The organism is Ancylomarina salipaludis (assembly GCF_004122035.1).
GTDB classification, from domain to species: domain Bacteria; phylum Bacteroidota; class Bacteroidia; order Bacteroidales; family Marinifilaceae; genus Ancylomarina; species Ancylomarina salipaludis.
In genome coordinates this window covers 33,738-49,857 of record NZ_SAXA01000008.1, presented here as the reverse complement: position 1 = coordinate 49,857, position 16,120 = coordinate 33,738, and the positions used below count along the sequence as shown (strand labels likewise).

At 36.7% G+C, this 16,120-nt stretch carries 14 protein-coding genes; 7 read left to right on the top strand and 7 right to left on the bottom strand.

From position 1 onward, the window contains the following. The first annotated feature begins 105 nt into the window (after window positions 1-105). Complete coding sequence (locus tag EO244_RS09940) at window positions 106-1,437, top strand: MATE family efflux transporter (protein WP_164977461.1); 1,332 nt, start codon at window positions 106-108, stop codon at window positions 1,435-1,437. 30 nt (window positions 1,438-1,467) lie between these two features. On the opposite strand, the gene EO244_RS09935 is transcribed toward EO244_RS09940, so the two are convergent. From EO244_RS09935 to EO244_RS09920, 4 genes are all read right to left on the bottom strand, one after another. Then, window positions 1,468-3,489, bottom strand: coding sequence for a BamA/TamA family outer membrane protein (locus EO244_RS09935; RefSeq protein WP_129254525.1), 2,022 nt, complete (start codon window positions 3,487-3,489; stop codon window positions 1,468-1,470). After that, window positions 3,452-3,901, bottom strand: a complete 450-nt coding sequence (locus EO244_RS09930; protein ID WP_129254524.1) for a hypothetical protein — start codon at window positions 3,899-3,901, stop codon at window positions 3,452-3,454. Before EO244_RS09930 ends, EO244_RS09935 begins: the two co-directional genes overlap by 38 nt. Before the next feature lie 104 nt (window positions 3,902-4,005). Then, entirely contained in the window at window positions 4,006-4,590 is a 585-nt protein-coding gene (locus EO244_RS09925) for a peroxiredoxin-like family protein (RefSeq protein ID WP_129254523.1), read from the bottom strand. Between the two features lie 204 nt (window positions 4,591-4,794). After that, a complete protein-coding gene (locus EO244_RS09920) occupies window positions 4,795-5,208 on the bottom strand; it encodes an OsmC family protein (RefSeq protein ID WP_129254522.1) in 414 nt (137 codons plus the stop codon). A 343-nt stretch (window positions 5,209-5,551) separates the two neighbouring features. On the opposite strand from EO244_RS09920, the gene EO244_RS09915 reads away from it, so the two are divergent. The 6 genes from EO244_RS09915 to EO244_RS09890 all read left to right on the top strand — a co-directional run bounded on the left by EO244_RS09915 (window position 5,552) and on the right by EO244_RS09890 (window position 13,116). Beyond that, the gene (locus EO244_RS09915; protein ID WP_129254521.1) at window positions 5,552-6,985 is read left to right on the top strand and encodes an ADP-dependent glucokinase/phosphofructokinase; all 1,434 of its coding nucleotides are present in this window, start codon (window positions 5,552-5,554) and stop codon (window positions 6,983-6,985) included. Between the two features lie 671 nt (window positions 6,986-7,656). After that, complete coding sequence (gene citD, locus EO244_RS09910) at window positions 7,657-7,944, top strand: citrate lyase acyl carrier protein (protein WP_129254520.1); 288 nt, start codon at window positions 7,657-7,659, stop codon at window positions 7,942-7,944. Next, window positions 7,944-8,840, top strand: coding sequence for an HpcH/HpaI aldolase/citrate lyase family protein (locus EO244_RS09905; RefSeq protein ID WP_129254519.1), 897 nt, complete (start codon window positions 7,944-7,946; stop codon window positions 8,838-8,840). The genes citD and EO244_RS09905 overlap by 1 nt, the downstream gene beginning before the upstream one ends. 46 nt (window positions 8,841-8,886) lie before the next feature. Continuing rightward, entirely contained in the window at window positions 8,887-10,446 is a 1,560-nt protein-coding gene (gene citF, locus EO244_RS09900) for a citrate lyase subunit alpha (protein WP_129254518.1), read from the top strand. Window positions 10,447-10,581: 135 nt separating this feature from the next. Then, the gene (locus EO244_RS09895; protein WP_164977460.1) at window positions 10,582-11,985 is read left to right on the top strand and encodes a triphosphoribosyl-dephospho-CoA synthase; all 1,404 of its coding nucleotides are present in this window, start codon (window positions 10,582-10,584) and stop codon (window positions 11,983-11,985) included. A gap of 57 nt (window positions 11,986-12,042) precedes the next feature. Then, window positions 12,043-13,116 (top strand): [citrate (pro-3S)-lyase] ligase, encoded by a 1,074-nt coding sequence (locus tag EO244_RS09890; RefSeq protein ID WP_129254516.1) that lies wholly within the window; start codon window positions 12,043-12,045, stop codon window positions 13,114-13,116. Window positions 13,117-13,350: 234 nt separating this feature from the next. On the opposite strand, the gene EO244_RS17010 is transcribed toward EO244_RS09890, so the two are convergent. From EO244_RS17010 to EO244_RS09875, 3 genes are all read right to left on the bottom strand, one after another. Further along, entirely contained in the window at window positions 13,351-13,560 is a 210-nt protein-coding gene (locus EO244_RS17010) for a four helix bundle protein (RefSeq protein WP_206734531.1), read from the bottom strand. Between the two features lie 80 nt (window positions 13,561-13,640). Further along, the gene (locus EO244_RS09880; protein ID WP_129254515.1) at window positions 13,641-15,134 is read right to left on the bottom strand and encodes a dihydrolipoyl dehydrogenase family protein; all 1,494 of its coding nucleotides are present in this window, start codon (window positions 15,132-15,134) and stop codon (window positions 13,641-13,643) included. Between the two features lie 311 nt (window positions 15,135-15,445). Beyond that, window positions 15,446-16,096 carry a hypothetical protein gene (locus EO244_RS09875; protein ID WP_129254514.1) on the bottom strand — a complete coding sequence of 217 codons (651 nt, stop codon included), beginning with the start codon at window positions 16,094-16,096 and terminating at the stop codon, window positions 15,446-15,448. Window positions 16,097-16,120: the final 24 nt, after the last annotated feature.

The window sequence follows — 16,120 nt, the reverse complement described above, 5'->3', positions numbered from 1 at the left end:
AAAGGCTCACTTTCATATTGTTAAGTGAGCCTTTTTTCTTTTATCGGAGTTTGTAAATTTTAGTTTTGGTCTTACATTTGGACGAAATCCTTAATACAAGAAGAATTGAAAACAAAAATAGATTCTAAAAGCATCTGGACGATAGCTTATCCCATTATATTAGGTAGTGTGGCGCAGAATATAATATCGGTAACCGATACGGCTTTTCTGGGACACTTGAGTGAAACGGCACTTGGAGCTGCTGCCATCGCAACCATTTTTTATTTTGCTATTGTTATGCTTGTTTGGGGATTCGGTTTGGGCACTCAAATTGTAATTGCCAGACGGGTAGGGGAGCAGAATTATACTTTGGTGGGTAAAACCTTTATCCATGCGTTTTATTTTTTAATGTTCTCCGGGATTCTTTTGTTTGGTTTTATGGAATTTCAGTCACCTTCTCTTCTCAAGTGGATGGTCAGTTCTGATGCTATTTTTCAGGCCAGTAACGATTACATTTCTTATCGTGCCTGGGGAATCTTGTTTGCCTGTGTGAACCTTTTATTTCGGGCATTTTATATTGGGATAGCTAAGACTAAAGTAATTAGTTGGAGTACAGGAGTAATGGCTATTGTGAATGTTTTTTTGGATTATGCCTTAATATTTGGACAGTTCGGATTGCCTGAGATGGGAATAAAAGGGGCTGCCTTAGCTTCGGTGATTGCTGAATTTACAGCGATGATTTTCTTTATTGTCTTTACATTAAGAAAGATTCCTATCGCCTATTATGACCTGTTTCACTTCTGTAAGATAGACTGGCCCTTGTTTTCGAGATTGATAAAGGTTTCATTTCCTATCATGATTCAGAATTTTCTGGCTCTTTCGTGTTGGTTTGTTTTTTTTATTTTAGTTGAGAGAATGGGGGAGCATGAGTTGGCTATTTCTAATATTATTCGAAGTATCTATGTTCTGCTAATGGTGCCGGTTTGGGCCTTTGGTTCTGCAGTGAATACACTCGTTAGTCAGGTTATTGGAGAAGGATTTCCTGATAAAGTGATGCTGATTATTTGGCGAACGATAAAGTTGTCTTTTTTATCTGTTCTTGCACTGGTTGGCATCTCAATTTTTATTCCTGATTTTATTATTTCAATTTATACCGATAATGCTTTATTGATTGAGCATACTCGCCCAGTTGTGTATGTTGTATTTGGAGCATCGCTTTTATTTCCAATTGCCATTACCTTATTTCATGGTATTTCCGGAACAGGACGAACGTTTCATGCCATGCTTGTTGAAGTTGTTGTTCTTACATTTTATTTAGGAGCAGTTTACGTTCTGACTCAAGTTTTACAGGTTTCTGTGTCAGAAGTTTGGTTGTCTGAATATTTTTATGCCATATTCTTAGGTACAGCTTCATTTGTATACCTCAAATATGCAAAGTGGCGGGGGAGTGTTGTTTGATACTGGTCTTTTGAATTGAGAGCGGAAGGTCTATTCAAAGTCAATAATTTTAGGCCCTTTGACATTAAAATTATTGAAATTAGGTCGATCTTCTCCCGATATTCCATATTGTGGACTTGTAAAGTCGCTTGGCGCTTTGGGGTAAAGAGCAAAACGTATTTCGATTGTTTTGAATACCAGATTTTCGTTGTTTAAACGAATCCCCAGCCCCAATCCATAATAAGCTTTGTTTTTTAATGGGTGGTGCTGATTGCTACCGATGGTGCCCACATCGAGGAAATTGAAAAATGCAAGTCGAAATCCAGCAGCCATGTAAGGGGTGAATGTCATGTTTTCAAGCTTTAAGGTCAGTCTTTGTGTACCTGTAGCTTGGAGGCTTGAATACCCACGAATACCGGTATCCGTGTTAAAGGTTATAAACTCTTCAGGAAAACGGCGAATCCCAAGACTGTAGTTCAATTCCACAAAGTTACGTAAACGATATCGTCCTGTTTTTCGTAGACGACTGATGTATTTATTTTGAAAGATGAAATTGCCTTGTTCAAAATGACTTTTGTCAAAGAATCCTCCCAGAGCAAAACGTGTGAAAAAATAACTCTTTGCTTTGTAGAAATATGTGGCTCTTTGGTAATCGAATGCTAAATACTTTCGGTAAGAAAATTCATTGTCTTCAAGTCCACCCGTTAGTTGCATCATGTATCCGTAAGGAATATCTTCTGTCCGACCAAAATTGTAAATTAAATTCGATTTGAAGTACTGAACCTGATTGAGGGTTAAACTGCTTAAATAAGTTCTTTTGTTATGAAAGAATCTATTGAGATCGGGAGCAACTTCCGGACGTTTTGAGAATTTTAATGAAGAATAACCTAGTGTTGAGAATAATCGTTTCTTTGCGAGTTTCTGTGGCGAACTGAGTTTAAAGGCACGCCCCATCCATGTAGAGGCATAATCAAAATCAAGGGGTTCTTTATTTAATATGGGATCGTTTGATTTTATTTTTTTTGAATGTCTGGTTCGTGATAGTGATAATCCTCCTGCATATTGGGTTAAGAAGGTTTCGAACTGTCTTTCGAGGCTTAAACCAACAAATGAATTTTTATAATTGTCCCTGAAACTTATCCCGGCATTTATATGAGTATTCTTTATGTTTTGAACTTTATAGCTGGCCAGATAGCCCCATTTTTGGCTTTTGCTAGAATTGTATTCAAAGCCTGATTTTATCTCATGGCCTCTTCCGAATAAATTCTGATTATAGAGTTCAAGTGAAGATGAAGTAAAAGAACCCATGTCTAAATCAAAACCCCACGAGAATTGATCTTTTACTAACAGATAAAGATCAACTAACTCAGATGAACCCATTACAGGGATGACAATAAATTGAGCATCCTTAATATAGGAAAGCTTACGAATCAATCGCTCGTTGTCTGCTGTATTATAGGCGTCGATTGTGTCTCCTTCTTTAATGTATAGAAGCTTTTTTATGTGTTCCCGACTACTGGTATTGTGGAGTTTGTTGGCGGTTTTTTCAAACCAAATACGTGTTTTTTGAAGGCTGTCTAAGAAATTAGGTTTGAATGGAGGTATAACATCAACGATAATTTTATTGATACGTTTTCCTTCGTAAGGCAAAAATACTTCACCACTTTGCTCTCTTGTTTTAGTACTAATTATCTCATTTTTGTTAGGAGAAACAAAGAATAAATTATAGAGTTCTTTTGTAATGTTGCTTTTGTAAGCCTTTGATTTTAGGTTATTGTAAAATGTTTGGCCCTTTTTTAAACTATCTTTCCGTAAATGCTCATCAATTGTGTCAATATATATATAAGTTCTTCCTGCATCACTAGTGAAGTATTGAGAGTTTGGTTTTGAAGTCGTGGATATTTGAGCATGAACATCTAACCAATTTGTAGAAATCAGTAGAATTAGAATTGAATATAGTATGCTCTTTTTTATCTTAATAAATCTTGGTTTGTTTTTAAAGATAATAAAAATGAGGAATGGGAATATATCTGTTTTAAATTTTTGAATCGACAACTTTTTTGTGAATTTCATCAAGTTGTTCATCAGTCCATTGCCATTTGTCATCTGAACGAATTTCGCCAATAAGTTGTTTTTTATTGAAGAATTCAAGGGTGGTGACAGAACTGCCAAGGCCAAAGCGTTTAGGGCCGAGTCTTGTATTCAGATTTGTTAAAGGAACAATTTCTGTTCCCTTTATTGCGATTAAACTGAAATATGAAATTGTGAATTCATTTTTTTCTTCATCGAAATCGATTTGATAGATGATTCGGTTTCGTTTTAGGGACAATAAAAGAATGAAAATTAGAACAAGAGTTATTTCATATATAAGATTAATTCCGGTGAAAAAAAGGAAAATAACTTGTATGATTAAGAATAGGCTTAATTCACTTTTGATTCTTTTCCAAATCGAGAAATCTGTATTGTGTGGGGTGTAGCTTGTCATGTTTTATTTTTTGCATAGATACTTCTTTTATTTGAATGAATTAGAGTTAAACCTGGTATTCTAAAGCATCTAAGCTGTTTTTTTGTCCTCAGATAAAGATCAAGCTATTTTAGATGGTTTAAAATCTCCTGTGCTGTTGATCTGTTTTTATAATTGGGATCGTATTGGATGAATTTAATTTTTCCGTTTTTACCGATCACAAAAGTAGCTGGCACCGGGAGAGTCTGGCTTGGATTTCCATTGGCTTTGTTTAAATCAACACCATATTGTTTATACCTCTCTTGTAAATCTTTCGCTAAAATAAAATCAACGCCAAAGGTTTTCATTATTAAGTTGTCTTTATCCCAAAGAATGGGAAAATCGGCTTTCGTTTTTTCTATTGTTTTATCGATATTTTCTGTTTTCTCGGGAGTGATGGCTATAAGTTGAGCACCGGCCTTTTTGAAATCTTCCAGATGATCTTGTAATTCACTCAAATGTCGATTACAGAATGGACACCATTGTCCTCTATAGAAAACAACAATTAATTGTTTTTCTTTTAGAATAGCCGTGCTCTTTATTTTGACTCCATTTTGATCTAAAGCAACAAATCTAGGGGCTTTTTGGCCAATTTTCAGACTGCATTTTGTTTTTTGAGCATGGCTGCTAAGGCTGATTAGAACCAGGATAAGAAATAATAAGCGTTTCATATTTTTGGATTTAAAATTTTGGATGAATTGATAAATGAGAAACAGAACGGAGTCTCTTTTTCACGTTTATTGTAAAAATATGAAATAAAAGACTTTAGAGTCTTCTGTTAAAACCGCTTTATTGTTAATTTCTTGTTAAAGATCAAAAAAAATATCCCTTACCAGTTTCGATAAGGGATATCTATATGTTTGAATTGTTATGGATTATGCTTTTTGTAGTCGCATAATTTTGTAAGTAGTGTTAACACCAGCTTGGTGGAAAAGAACGCCGACAGGACATATTTTTAAAGTTTTCTCCAAGCAGGATTCTATTTTCTCATCGCTTGCTTCGGTGTCTATTCTAAGTTCTACCTCAACATCGGTAAAGGTAGCAGCACCATCTTTTTGGTGACCAATGGTATCTACTTCAAGAGCCGTGAATTCAAATCTCATTTTTTTTGATACAATATTAAAAATTGTATTAACACATCCTGAGTAGCTCATCAAGCAAAGTTCAAATGCGGTAGGGCCTAAATCCTGTCCACCTTTTGCTTCTGGTAAATCAACAATCGTTTCGTGTCCTCTATTATCAGTAATTACTGAAGATATGCCTTGTGTCCAAGTTGTCGTTGCTTTCATTTGTTTAAATTTTATACGGCTAGCTTCTATTTAGCCTTTGGTTTTTAAATATTAAATCATTTATACGGCTACAAATATATTTAAATATACAAATATATGTAGGTGTGATTGGGTGTTTTTTAACATTTTGATTTATCATGGTATTTTTAACTTCATTTTATGTAGGCGTGTAATTCAGAACATTTATTTCAAACCTTTGCAACGATTTTTATTTGCTTTTTATTATGAATTTTTAATAAACACTCCTAAATTGTATTTCTTTGCCTTTATCAAACATCTGGAAGTTAACTGTAATGCTCTATGATGAGTTAGAGTTAACTGTAATAAAAACTAAATTATTGGCATGTCATACAGCGATTTAAAAGAAAAATGGTTAGCGCATTATAAAACGGCACCTGCTCAGCTTGAGAAAATGGGGCAAGTAAAAGGTCTTATTAGTGCTTTTAATGCAAATGTGGATGCAGTGATTAAAATCAATGGGAAATTTATTGAGGAAATCATTGAGGAAAATGAATTAGATCTAACTAAAATTGTTGGTGCAGGGGAGAATTGTATCCAAACAAATGAGGATGCAATACGTGGATTTTTACAATGTTTTCAAGCTGGAAAAGCTGAAGAATGGTTGATTGAAGATAAAGCAGTATTCAATTGGTTGAATGATACAATTGGTTACGATAAACTTCAGATGGGTGGCCAAGGCGGAATTGTTGCGAATGTGATGGCTGTTTGTGGTGTCGATTCAGTTTACGTGCATTGTGCATCATCTCCTAAAGAGCAGTCGCAGCTTTTCTTAGATTTGGATAATCTGTTAACTGTAGATGAAAATGGAGATGTGGCTCAGGCCTCCAAAGTCGATCGTAAAAATGATTTACCTCTAATTCACTGGATTATTGAATTTGATAAGGGGGATGCCATCACTTTGGATGGAAAAGTTTATACCTGTCCGAAAGCCAACCGATTCATTGCAACATATGATCCATTAAATTTTAAACTGCATATCGATGAGCATTTTTCAAATAAAATGTCTCAGCCAGATATAAATCCGGAATATATTATACTTTCTGGTTATCAAATGCTTCATGAAACCTTGAAGGACGGAAGTAAAGGTGCTGACAAAATAGATGCTTCGAAGGCAATGATAAACGAATGGCGAAAATCGTGTCCTGATAATTTATTGCACCTTGAGGTTGCATCTACGCAGGATAAGGCGGTACGCAAGCATTTGATCGATTTATTGGGTAAGAGCGTTGATAGTTTAGGATTTAATGAACGTGAACTGATTGATATTCTTGAGGTAATTGGAGAAGAGGAGTTGGCTGCACAATGTGAGGCGAATGTCAATGCTGAGAATATGTTTGAGGGAATGCTGAAAATATATGAATACACGCAGTGCCCTCGTATGCAATTGCATATGTTTGGTTTGTATTTAACCATGCAGAAAAGAGGCTTTAAAGTGAGCCCTGTTCAAAACAGAGATGGTATGCAATTGGCGGCTACTGTTGCTGCTGCCAAAGCGGGAACGGGCGCTATTAATACAAAAGATGTTTTATTGTGGGCTCAAGGGCATAAGGTTTCTGATGTTGGCCTTAATGAGTTAAGTAATTTACAGAATCTTGTAACAGCAAAATATGGTAAAAATGATTTGCTTGAAACAGGTCTTTTTGAAAATGAGTCTATCGAGCTTATTGCTGTCCCTACAATTTTAATTGAAAAACCTGTTACCTTGGTTGGTATGGGAGACACTATTTCTTCAGTATCTCTGGTCGGGGCAAGATAAGATCAGATCTGATAAAAAAATAAAAAGCTATCCTTCGAGGATAGCTTTTTTAGTATGCTTATTTTTTTTTGTTCTTAATTGTTAAAAATGTTGAAAAATTTTTAGCAAACGTTTGCGATATTTCAAAATGAAAAGCTATATTGCACACGCTTTTGAAAAAAGGGGCCACCCTTATTCAAAGCAAACTCTTATACTAACCGATAAGATCTCACTAACCACTAATCCGCAAAGAATCCTACAGGCCACTGTGGGATTTTTTTATTTTAAAATCTATATATCAAAGCTTGCTTTGTAACTTGTTGATGTTTGTGATTGATTATTAGTATTTTATTGATCTGTTTTTGATTTGGCTTACTATGTGGGAGAGTTTACAATTTATATTCTGAATACGCATAATAAAGAATTAAATCTTTAATCTGTTTTATAACACTTTTACTTAACCAAAAAATTGTTGAAAGTTCTTTGATATTTTTTGAAAGACTGCAACATTTGTACACTGAAAATCAGTTTGGATTTTGAACTAAAATCAGCTAAAGAAAGATTTGACTCACGGCTAATTTATATTTCAAATTCGATTGATTTTGTCTAGGTTTATGCATTAACAATAAAGTTCTATTTACGATTTACAAATTGAGTTGTAAGTAGATAATAACAACTAACGATACAAAATAATGACACCTAAGTTTAAAGCTCAAGCTGGAACTTTTGAATCAAGCGACATTATGGTTCTAATTGAACCGGTTGCCGAAGGATCCGGAAGACAGGTTGACATTTCTTCAACTGTAATGTTGCAGTTCGAAGAAGATCTAAAAACATGCATCAATCAGGTTTTAGATGTAATGGAAATCGAAAATGTGCACCTTATTGCAAAAGATAAAGGCGCATTAACTCCAACCATTAAAGCGAGAGTTGAAACCGCTGTTAAACGTTCTTTAGGTATTCAGGAGGGTACATTGTAATGGCTAAGAAGAAAAGAAGATCAATGTTGTATATTCCCGGTAACAATCCGGCAATGATTCAACAAGCGGGTGTTTATGGCTGCGATGCCGTATTACTTGATTTGGAAGATGCGGTTGCATTAAACCAAAAAGATGCTGCTCGTATTTTGGTGCGCAGCATGCTTGAGACTGTAAATTTCTACGATACTGAAGTTTGTGTTCGTGTAAATAATCTGCAAACTCCATTTGGATTGGCCGATTTGGAGGAGATTGTACCGATGCAACCTGATAATATTCGTTTCCCAAAAACAGAATCGGTTCAGGATGTTAAAGATTTCATGAAGGAAGTTCGAAGAATCGAAAAAGAGCATGGTATCACAGATCCTAAAATGACCATTCATGTAATGATCGAAACGGCAAAAGGTGTTGCTAATGTCTATGAAATTGCAGCTTGTGAGCCACGTATTGATGCAATTACAATTGGCGGTCAGGATTTAACTGCTGATATGGGGATTGTGAAAACTCCGGATGGAGCTGGAATCGACTATGCTCGTAAGCGAATTGTAATGGCAGGTAAGGCTAATAATTTAGATGTATTGGATACTGTTTTTGCTGATGTTAATGACGATGAGGGACTTAAAGAAGAGACCGAATACATCAAGAAACTAGGTTTTGCAGGAAAGGCATTGATTAATCCACGTCAGGTTGATCCTGTTCATGAAGTATTCAATCCTAGCGAAAACGAAATTCGTAAAGCTTACCGTGTATATTCTGAATTTTATAAGAATACAAAAGCGGGTATTGGTGTTTTTGCTATCGATGGTAAAATGATTGATGCTCCTGTTGTTCAGCGAGCAGTCACCGTTTTGGAATATGCCAATATCGATATTAAGGATATTGAAAAGAGTTTAGACTAGTCAATTTACAAGCAACAATTTGTAATTAGCAATTAATTATAAAACGATGAAAAACGCATTAGGAGTTGAAATTCCTGAATATATAGACGGTTTAGGCGAATTGCAGCCTTACCAGGGAGTATGGAATAGTGTTCTGAAAGGAGATGTCGCATCTCAGACAGTACCGACTGTTCTTAAAGCCCAAAAAGCGCATGTTTCTAAAATGTGCGATTCTTTAGAAGATGCCATTAAAAAAAGCCAACCTTTCGATGGGATGACAGTTAGTTGTCATCACCACCTTAGAGGCGGAGACGGCGTATTGATGCAAGCTATTGCCATTCTTGACAAGATGGGAATCAAGGATATTACCTTGGCTTCTTCATCTTTAACCTCGGCACACGATGGTTTGGTTCCTTATGTTGAAAGTGGAATGATTACCCGAATTTTTTCTTCGGGAATTCGTGGACGTTTGGGTGAGATCATTTCGATGGGAAAATTAAAGCATCCTGCTGTTATTCACTCTCATGGTGGTCGTGTTCGCGATATTATGAGTGGTCGCATTAAGCCGGATTTGGCTTTGTTGGCTGCTTCTGCTGCTGATGAGGAAGGAAATGCAACTGGTGCACACGGACCTTCAGCTTTTGGTTCTATGGGTTATGCTGATATTGATGCCCGTTATGCTAAAACTGTTGTGGTTGTAACTGATAATTTGGTTGAGTATCCTTGTGTTCCACCTTCGGTACGTCAACATTTTGTTGATTATGTTGTGACAGTGGATAGTATTGGTGATGCTTCTAAAATTGCATCGGGTACAACTCGTATCACTTCTTCACCTATGGACTTGCGTATTGCTCGTATTGCTGCAACAGTAATCGAACATTCAGGTCTGTTTAAGAATGGGATGTCATTTCAGGTGGGTGCCGGTGGTGCTTCATTGGCAGTGGCAAAATTCCTTCGTGAGGATATGAAACGTAAGAGCATTCAAGGTTCTTTCATGATTGGTGGGGTGACATCTTATGGTGTTGATATGCTTGAAGAAGGCTTATTTAAGGCCATTTTCGATGTTCAGTCATTCGATGCTGCCGTAAGTACATCGGTTTTGAATAACCCTCAGCATATCGAGATTACATGTGATCAATATGCGAATCCTAATAACTGTGGTGCCATGACCAATAAATTGGATGTGGTTGTTTTAGGTGCCCTTGAGGTGGATGTTGATTTCAATGTGAATGTAATTACCGGTTCATCAGGTGAAATTCGTGGTGCTTCAGGTGGTCACTCTGATACTGCTTCCGGTGCGAATCTTTCAGTTGTTGTTTGTCCATCTTTCCGAGGACGTTTACCTATCATTATGGATCGTGTTCATACGGTAGTAACTCCAGGTGAAAGTGTTGATGTGATTGTAACTGAACGTGGTGTTTGTGTGAATCCATCAAAACCGAATTTGGCAGCAGCTTTGAAAAAAGCGGGTGTGAATGTGGTAGATATTCGCGATCTGAAAAAAGAAGTTGATTCGATGACAGGTATTCCTGCTGAGAAGAAGCTTGGCGATAAAATTGTTGCTTTGGTAGAATACCGCGATGGAACAATTATCGATGTGATTAAAAATGTCACTAACTTGGAATAAGACAATTCGATTTTCGAATTGAAAATTATATTTCCCTCCCTATAAAAATGGGGAGGGAACTGTTTCTTTTTTTTGAGAAACAAATTAATCGGTTTTGATAGCTAATCAATACGAACTAATGTCATGACGGCAGGGATGGATAAGTCGATAGAAGAATTGCTTTTGGCTAAAGACAGGCGAAGAGAATTGAGGATGCAAAGACTTGAAAGAAGCTGTATTACTCTGAGCTTTAATTTAAATATTCCTGGTTTACCCAAGTCGAATGAGCATTTTCATGCCTTTTTTACCACTTGCTTGCACGAGTTACAAGATTATCTTCTTTCACACAGAATTGTCATTGATCAAAAAACGATTCATTGTGCAACTGACGCTGCCGGAGATTTCTTTCTTGCTGATATAATTGATTCCGATTACTCCGCTATCCAAATAAAAAAATATTGCGAATCTTTTGAAACAAAACATCCCGTTGGGCGTCTTTTAGATGTTGATGTGGTTGATGAAAAAGGTGAACCTGTTTCATCAGGAAAAGCGAAAACTTGTTTCTTCTGTAATGCTGCTCCAGCCATTTACTGCATGCGCAAACAATCTCACGATTATGCGGCTATGCGTATGAAAGTTGAATTGGAGATTTCCAAATATCAGGAGTCGAAAAAAAAGAACCGTGTTTGTAAACAACTAGCCATATTGGCTACGCAATCCTTATTGCATGAGGTTGCTTTGGCTCCAAAGCCCGGTTTAGTCGATCGTTTTGATGAGGGATCGCATTCGGACATGGATTTTTCTACCTTTTTAAATTCAACGGCGGCTTTGTCTGTTTCATTCAGAAAAATTGCTGATTTTGGGTATACGTTTAATGGAGAGGATCTGAAAGAAGCTTTACCAAACTTACGATTGTTAGGTCTGGAAATGGAGGCTGATATGTTTGCTGAAACACATGGCGTTAACACCCATAAGGGAGCGATCTTTTTATTAGGATTCTCGATTTTTGTATCCGCCTACTTACTTGCCAGAGATTCTTTTTCCAATGAAGCTTTTGTGTCTGCTATTCAGAAAATGAATGGTGATTTGGTTGCTCGTGAGTTGGGGAAGAAACTTTACCTGGGACAAGAAACCCATGGTGAAGTGTGTTTCCGAAAATTTGGTAAAAAGGGGCAGGGCATAAGAGGGGAAATTCAGGCCGGAATGCCTTGTGTTTTTCTAAAAGCGCTTCCCGTTTTGCACCAGCATTTCGATTCTGAAAAGATATTGACAGATAAGTTGCTCAACAAAGGTTTGACACATGCTTTGCTCGCTATTATCTCCCAGAACGATGATAGCAATATCCTTTACAGAAAAGGGGAAGAGGTTTTAGAGGAATTAAAAAACAGAGCTATTGTTTGTGTGGATAAGTATGGTAAATCAGATTTTGACGCTGATTATGCCTCTTTAATTGAATTTTGTAAAGATAAAAAAATATCACCGGGCGGTTCTGCCGATCTTTTGGCTGTATCCTATTTCATGTATGGTGTGAATAGACAGTTGGTTTGGAATGATGAATAAATCCAGTTTTAATAATTTGAATGAAATCCCCGTTTTGCAGGGAGAATACAATAAAATATGGGCGTAGAAAATACTGACTATAGAGAAGAATCTTTAGATTTGAGAAACCCTTTTGATGTTAAAATGCTTTCAGAGTTTTTGTCTGATTTGGGCTTTGATTATATTCCGGAAGATGTTGACTATTCAATGATTCTGTATAATTTGAATGATGAAATTATTGGAACCGGATCGTATAAAGGTCGTGTTTTGAAATATGTAGCTGTTGCTCCTAAGTTTAGAGAAGGTGCGGCTTTCGCTCAGATCGTAACCCATTTGATTGATATTGTCATTCAAAAGCACAATCACATTTTTGTTTATACCAAACCTCGTAATTTAATGGTTTTTAAGGGACTTGGTTTTACTGAGATTGCAACAGCTGAGCCTTTGTTTTCGGTTCTTGAGTTTGGTTACGAGAATATCAAAACCTATCAGGATTACTTGCGTTCGCTTAAGCGTGACGTGACTGTGGGGGGGATTGCTGCGGTGGTTGTGAATTGCAACCCATTTACCATGGGACATAAATATTTAATAGAAAAAGCCTGTAGCGAAAATAGAGTCGTATATCTGTTTGTGGTTGAGGAAGACCGATCGTCTTTTACCTTTACAACGCGTTGGCGTTTGATTAAAGAGGAGTTGGGCCATATCGATAATTTGGTGATGGTAAAAGGAGGTAATTATGTCGTTTCAGGTACCATTTTCCCATCCTATTTTTTAAAACAAGAGAAAGAATCAGATATCGCAGCTAGTCAGGCTGAGTTGGATGTGATCACATTTATGCGATATATTGTGCCTATTTTCAATATCAATCGTCGATATGTGGGAACTGAAATGTATTCACCGGTCACCAAAGCCTACAACGAAGCCATGATTAAGCATTTACCTCCTAATGGTGTTGAATTGTTAGAAATCCCTCGTATTGCATGTGGTTCCAAGGATAATTATATTTCAGCTTCTAAGGTCAGACAAGCCATTCGCGAAGATAAGCTGGATACGGTTATTGATTTCTTGCCTACATCTACAAGACGTTTCTTGTTGTCAGAGGATTCGGCTCATGTTCGAGCTAAAATCAAATCGAAAAAAACTAGGCATTAAGCCGAACTTAAAAAAAACAGCGACTAAAACTTCAATAAATTTAGTCGCTGTTTTTTTAAAAAAGTTCAAAGTCTTAAGGTTAAAAAATGAAATTTGTTTATCTGTGTTTTGAGCTTTTAGAATAAATAGATCCGAGAATTTTCATTAATTCATTGGATTCAGCCTCTAACGAAAGCCAGTTCGAATTTGTTTCTGAGATTTCAATAATTATTCGAATCCAGTAGTTTGATTCTCTTATTTCTTTAAGTGAAGTCCTAAGCTTGTTTGAAAATCGGCTTTTGAAACTGCCGATTGTGCTTCTTCATAATTTGCACCCACAGATGTTGACGATTTGAGTAGTTGGTAAGATATGACTTGATATTCCCGAGAATTGGGTAGATTTCTAACTTCTTTGATAATATCTACTGAAAATCGAAATAAACGCTCTTGCAAGTTATTTTCCATGCTTTATAAACTTTATCTTTCTCTTCCTTTCCCCTTGTTCACTTTATCCTTATTTCCTTTAACCTTTAACCTTGTTGTCTTTATCCTTGGATTTCCGGTTTCCACGATTTTAATTTAATCAAATCAGGGAATGCCTGAGGTTTGTAGATCGATTTTCCTTCAAAAACACGTAAACACTCCTGCACACCTTCGGATATACTGGGGTGAGGGTGTACATTTTTTCGAATATCTTTAAGTGTATTTTTCTGAGTAATTTGATAGGCTATTGAGGTGATAAGGGTTGAGGCTTGTGGCCCGGCAGCACGCATTCCTAAGATTCGGTTCTCACCATCATCGCTCACAATAATCTTAACAAAACCATCCATTGCTCGCATTGCAACGGCTCTGTTGATTAGGGAGTTTGAGTAGGTGGCAACTTTGTAAGGAATACCTTTGCTCTTACACGCTTTTTCATTTAGTCCTACTGCTGCGACCTCGGGTTTAAAAAACATGAGGGTTGACATATTGGAATAATCAAGAGGGTAGTCCTGATTGCCATATAGCGCTTCTACAATAAAACGTCCTTGAAGTTCTCCTACTGAATAGAGTTGGGCGTGTCCGGATACATCTCCTGCGGCAAAAATATTACAAGATTGGAAGTTGTCAGTCGCACACACATCATTTATATCCAGATAGCCTCTTTCTGTGGTTTGAATATTGACATTTTCGAGTCCCATATTGTCCAGGTTTGGTATTCGGCCTACAGCAACAACAGCCACATCAACTTCAATTACTGTAGAATGACCATCCTGATAATCTAGGACAACTTCTAAGCAATCGCTACGCTTGCGTATGGTTCTTAAGTTGGCTGTGTGGTGAATAATCACCCCATTGTTTTCAAGACTTTTCGAAACGAATTCACTCACATCGTCATCTTCGTATGGAATTACTTTGTGTTGTCGATCCAGCAGGTGAACTTCAGTTTGCTTGTAGTTGGAGAAGATGGTGGCATATTCACAACCAATAATACCTGAACCAATGATAATCATGCGTTCAGGAAATTCCTTGAGGTTCATGATACCTTCAGAATCAATGATCCGTTCCTGATCAATCTCAATGTCCGGTATTTCTCTGGGACGAGACCCCGTAGCAATAATGATATTGTCACCTTTTATTTGTTCAATGCCATCTTTCCGTTTGATTTCGATGGTATGAGAATCGATAAATCGGGCCCAACCATATTTTAAACACAAACTGCCGTGTGTGTCTGTTGCTTCAGAAAAGGTTTCAATTTGGGAAAGCATCTGAAGTTGTTTTTGTTTGGCAGCCTGAACAATTGTTTTCTGAACTTGCTTGTAGTTGGCAATGATTCCTGAAGCTCTGTAGCCTCGACTAACAGAAGAAGCAATATCAAAATCTTTTGATAACTCCCACATCGCTTTTGACGTGAGTGCACCATTCATAATTCCAGCTCCTCCCAGATGATTCGCTTCAACAATACAGACTGATTTTTTAAAATCGATGGCACGTGTAGCTGCCGAAAAACCTGCAGGACCGCTTCCTATTACTATAAGGTCGTATTTCTTTTGAGTCATATTTATCAATTCCTTTTCTTGTGGAAATTCAGATTCCTTATTCTCTTTTTAAATAAGCCTCAAGATAAGAATAATCAATCAAAAAGAATGTAAAGCTTAAAGGGAAAATAAGGATAAAGGAAAGAAAGTGTAAAGGATAAAGTCAAAAGCTTGGAATATAAATTTATGAGCGTTCTACTTAGTTGTCTCTGATAGGTTTTATAAAAAAACGATTCAGCTCTTGATGAAGTCTTAAAATTTGCAGAATCGATAACTGACAACTGATAGCTGCCTCAGGAGCCGGGAACTATTGACTAATTAACATTGACTAGTTAGTAGTTCATTTTACCCTCTTTTAATCTTTGTAATTCGTATTTAAACAGAGTCTTGTGTAGTAGATTTGCTTCTCTTAGGTTGTCTGAGGTGATCTCGTCTTCCATTTCGATGTAATTGGCTGTTTCAAGTAGAAATTCATCATCTCTTAAATTAGGATAATCTTGTTCTATATCGAAAATATCAGAAAATTGCATCAGTGGAACACGGCTCAAAACAGCTTTACGTTGTTCATTATAGGCTTCCCTGTTAGCGGGTTTTTCATTTGCAAAATAGATTTCCTGTAAGCTGTCTACAAAAAAGTCGTCGAAGCTTTTAAGCAGAATAATACGATCCTTGCGGATGCGAAACAATTCACAGATGTCAGTCTCAGGCATTTTTTCTTCATTTTGAATGCCCTTTGATAAAAAAAGGTAGGCAAGAAGAGTCAAGCCGATATTTTTTTCTTCATCATCAATCAAATCGAGATGCAGCATTAAAATGATACTTTTCCCAAGTTGTGAAACCTGGCTGCTTTCCCAAAGAAGAAGAGGATTGGCTTGAAGCGATGAGTAGATTAAGCGTAAGTGTTCGTTGCATGCTTTTGTTTTACCATTTTGTCCAAACTCTAAAGCCTGTAAAACGATATTTTGAAGTTTTTCGATAGTCATACCCATTTTTTTAGATCAGGTTCA

Excerpts from the sequence above, each read along its gene's own strand:
- EO244_RS09935 (WP_129254525.1), bottom strand. The coding sequence starts at position 3,489 with ATGAAATTCACAAAAAAGTTGTCGATTCAAAAATTTAAAACAGATATA.
- EO244_RS09930 (WP_129254524.1), bottom strand. The coding sequence starts at position 3,901 with ATGACAAGCTACACCCCACACAATACAGATTTCTCGATTTGGAAAAGA.
- EO244_RS09925 (WP_129254523.1), bottom strand. The coding sequence starts at position 4,590 with ATGAAACGCTTATTATTTCTTATCCTGGTTCTAATCAGCCTTAGCAGC.
- EO244_RS09920 (WP_129254522.1), bottom strand. The coding sequence starts at position 5,208 with ATGAAAGCAACGACAACTTGGACACAAGGCATATCTTCAGTAATTACT.
- EO244_RS09915 (WP_129254521.1), top strand. The coding sequence starts at position 5,552 with ATGTCATACAGCGATTTAAAAGAAAAATGGTTAGCGCATTATAAAACG.
- citD (WP_129254520.1), top strand. The coding sequence starts at position 7,657 with ATGACACCTAAGTTTAAAGCTCAAGCTGGAACTTTTGAATCAAGCGAC.
- EO244_RS09905 (WP_129254519.1), top strand. The coding sequence starts at position 7,944 with ATGGCTAAGAAGAAAAGAAGATCAATGTTGTATATTCCCGGTAACAAT.
- citF (WP_129254518.1), top strand. The coding sequence starts at position 8,887 with ATGAAAAACGCATTAGGAGTTGAAATTCCTGAATATATAGACGGTTTA.
- EO244_RS09895 (WP_164977460.1), top strand. The coding sequence starts at position 10,582 with ATGGATAAGTCGATAGAAGAATTGCTTTTGGCTAAAGACAGGCGAAGA.
- EO244_RS09890 (WP_129254516.1), top strand. The coding sequence starts at position 12,043 with ATGGGCGTAGAAAATACTGACTATAGAGAAGAATCTTTAGATTTGAGA.
- EO244_RS17010 (WP_206734531.1), bottom strand. The coding sequence starts at position 13,560 with ATGGAAAATAACTTGCAAGAGCGTTTATTTCGATTTTCAGTAGATATT.
- EO244_RS09880 (WP_129254515.1), bottom strand. The coding sequence starts at position 15,134 with ATGACTCAAAAGAAATACGACCTTATAGTAATAGGAAGCGGTCCTGCA.
- EO244_RS09875 (WP_129254514.1), bottom strand. The coding sequence starts at position 16,096 with ATGACTATCGAAAAACTTCAAAATATCGTTTTACAGGCTTTAGAGTTT.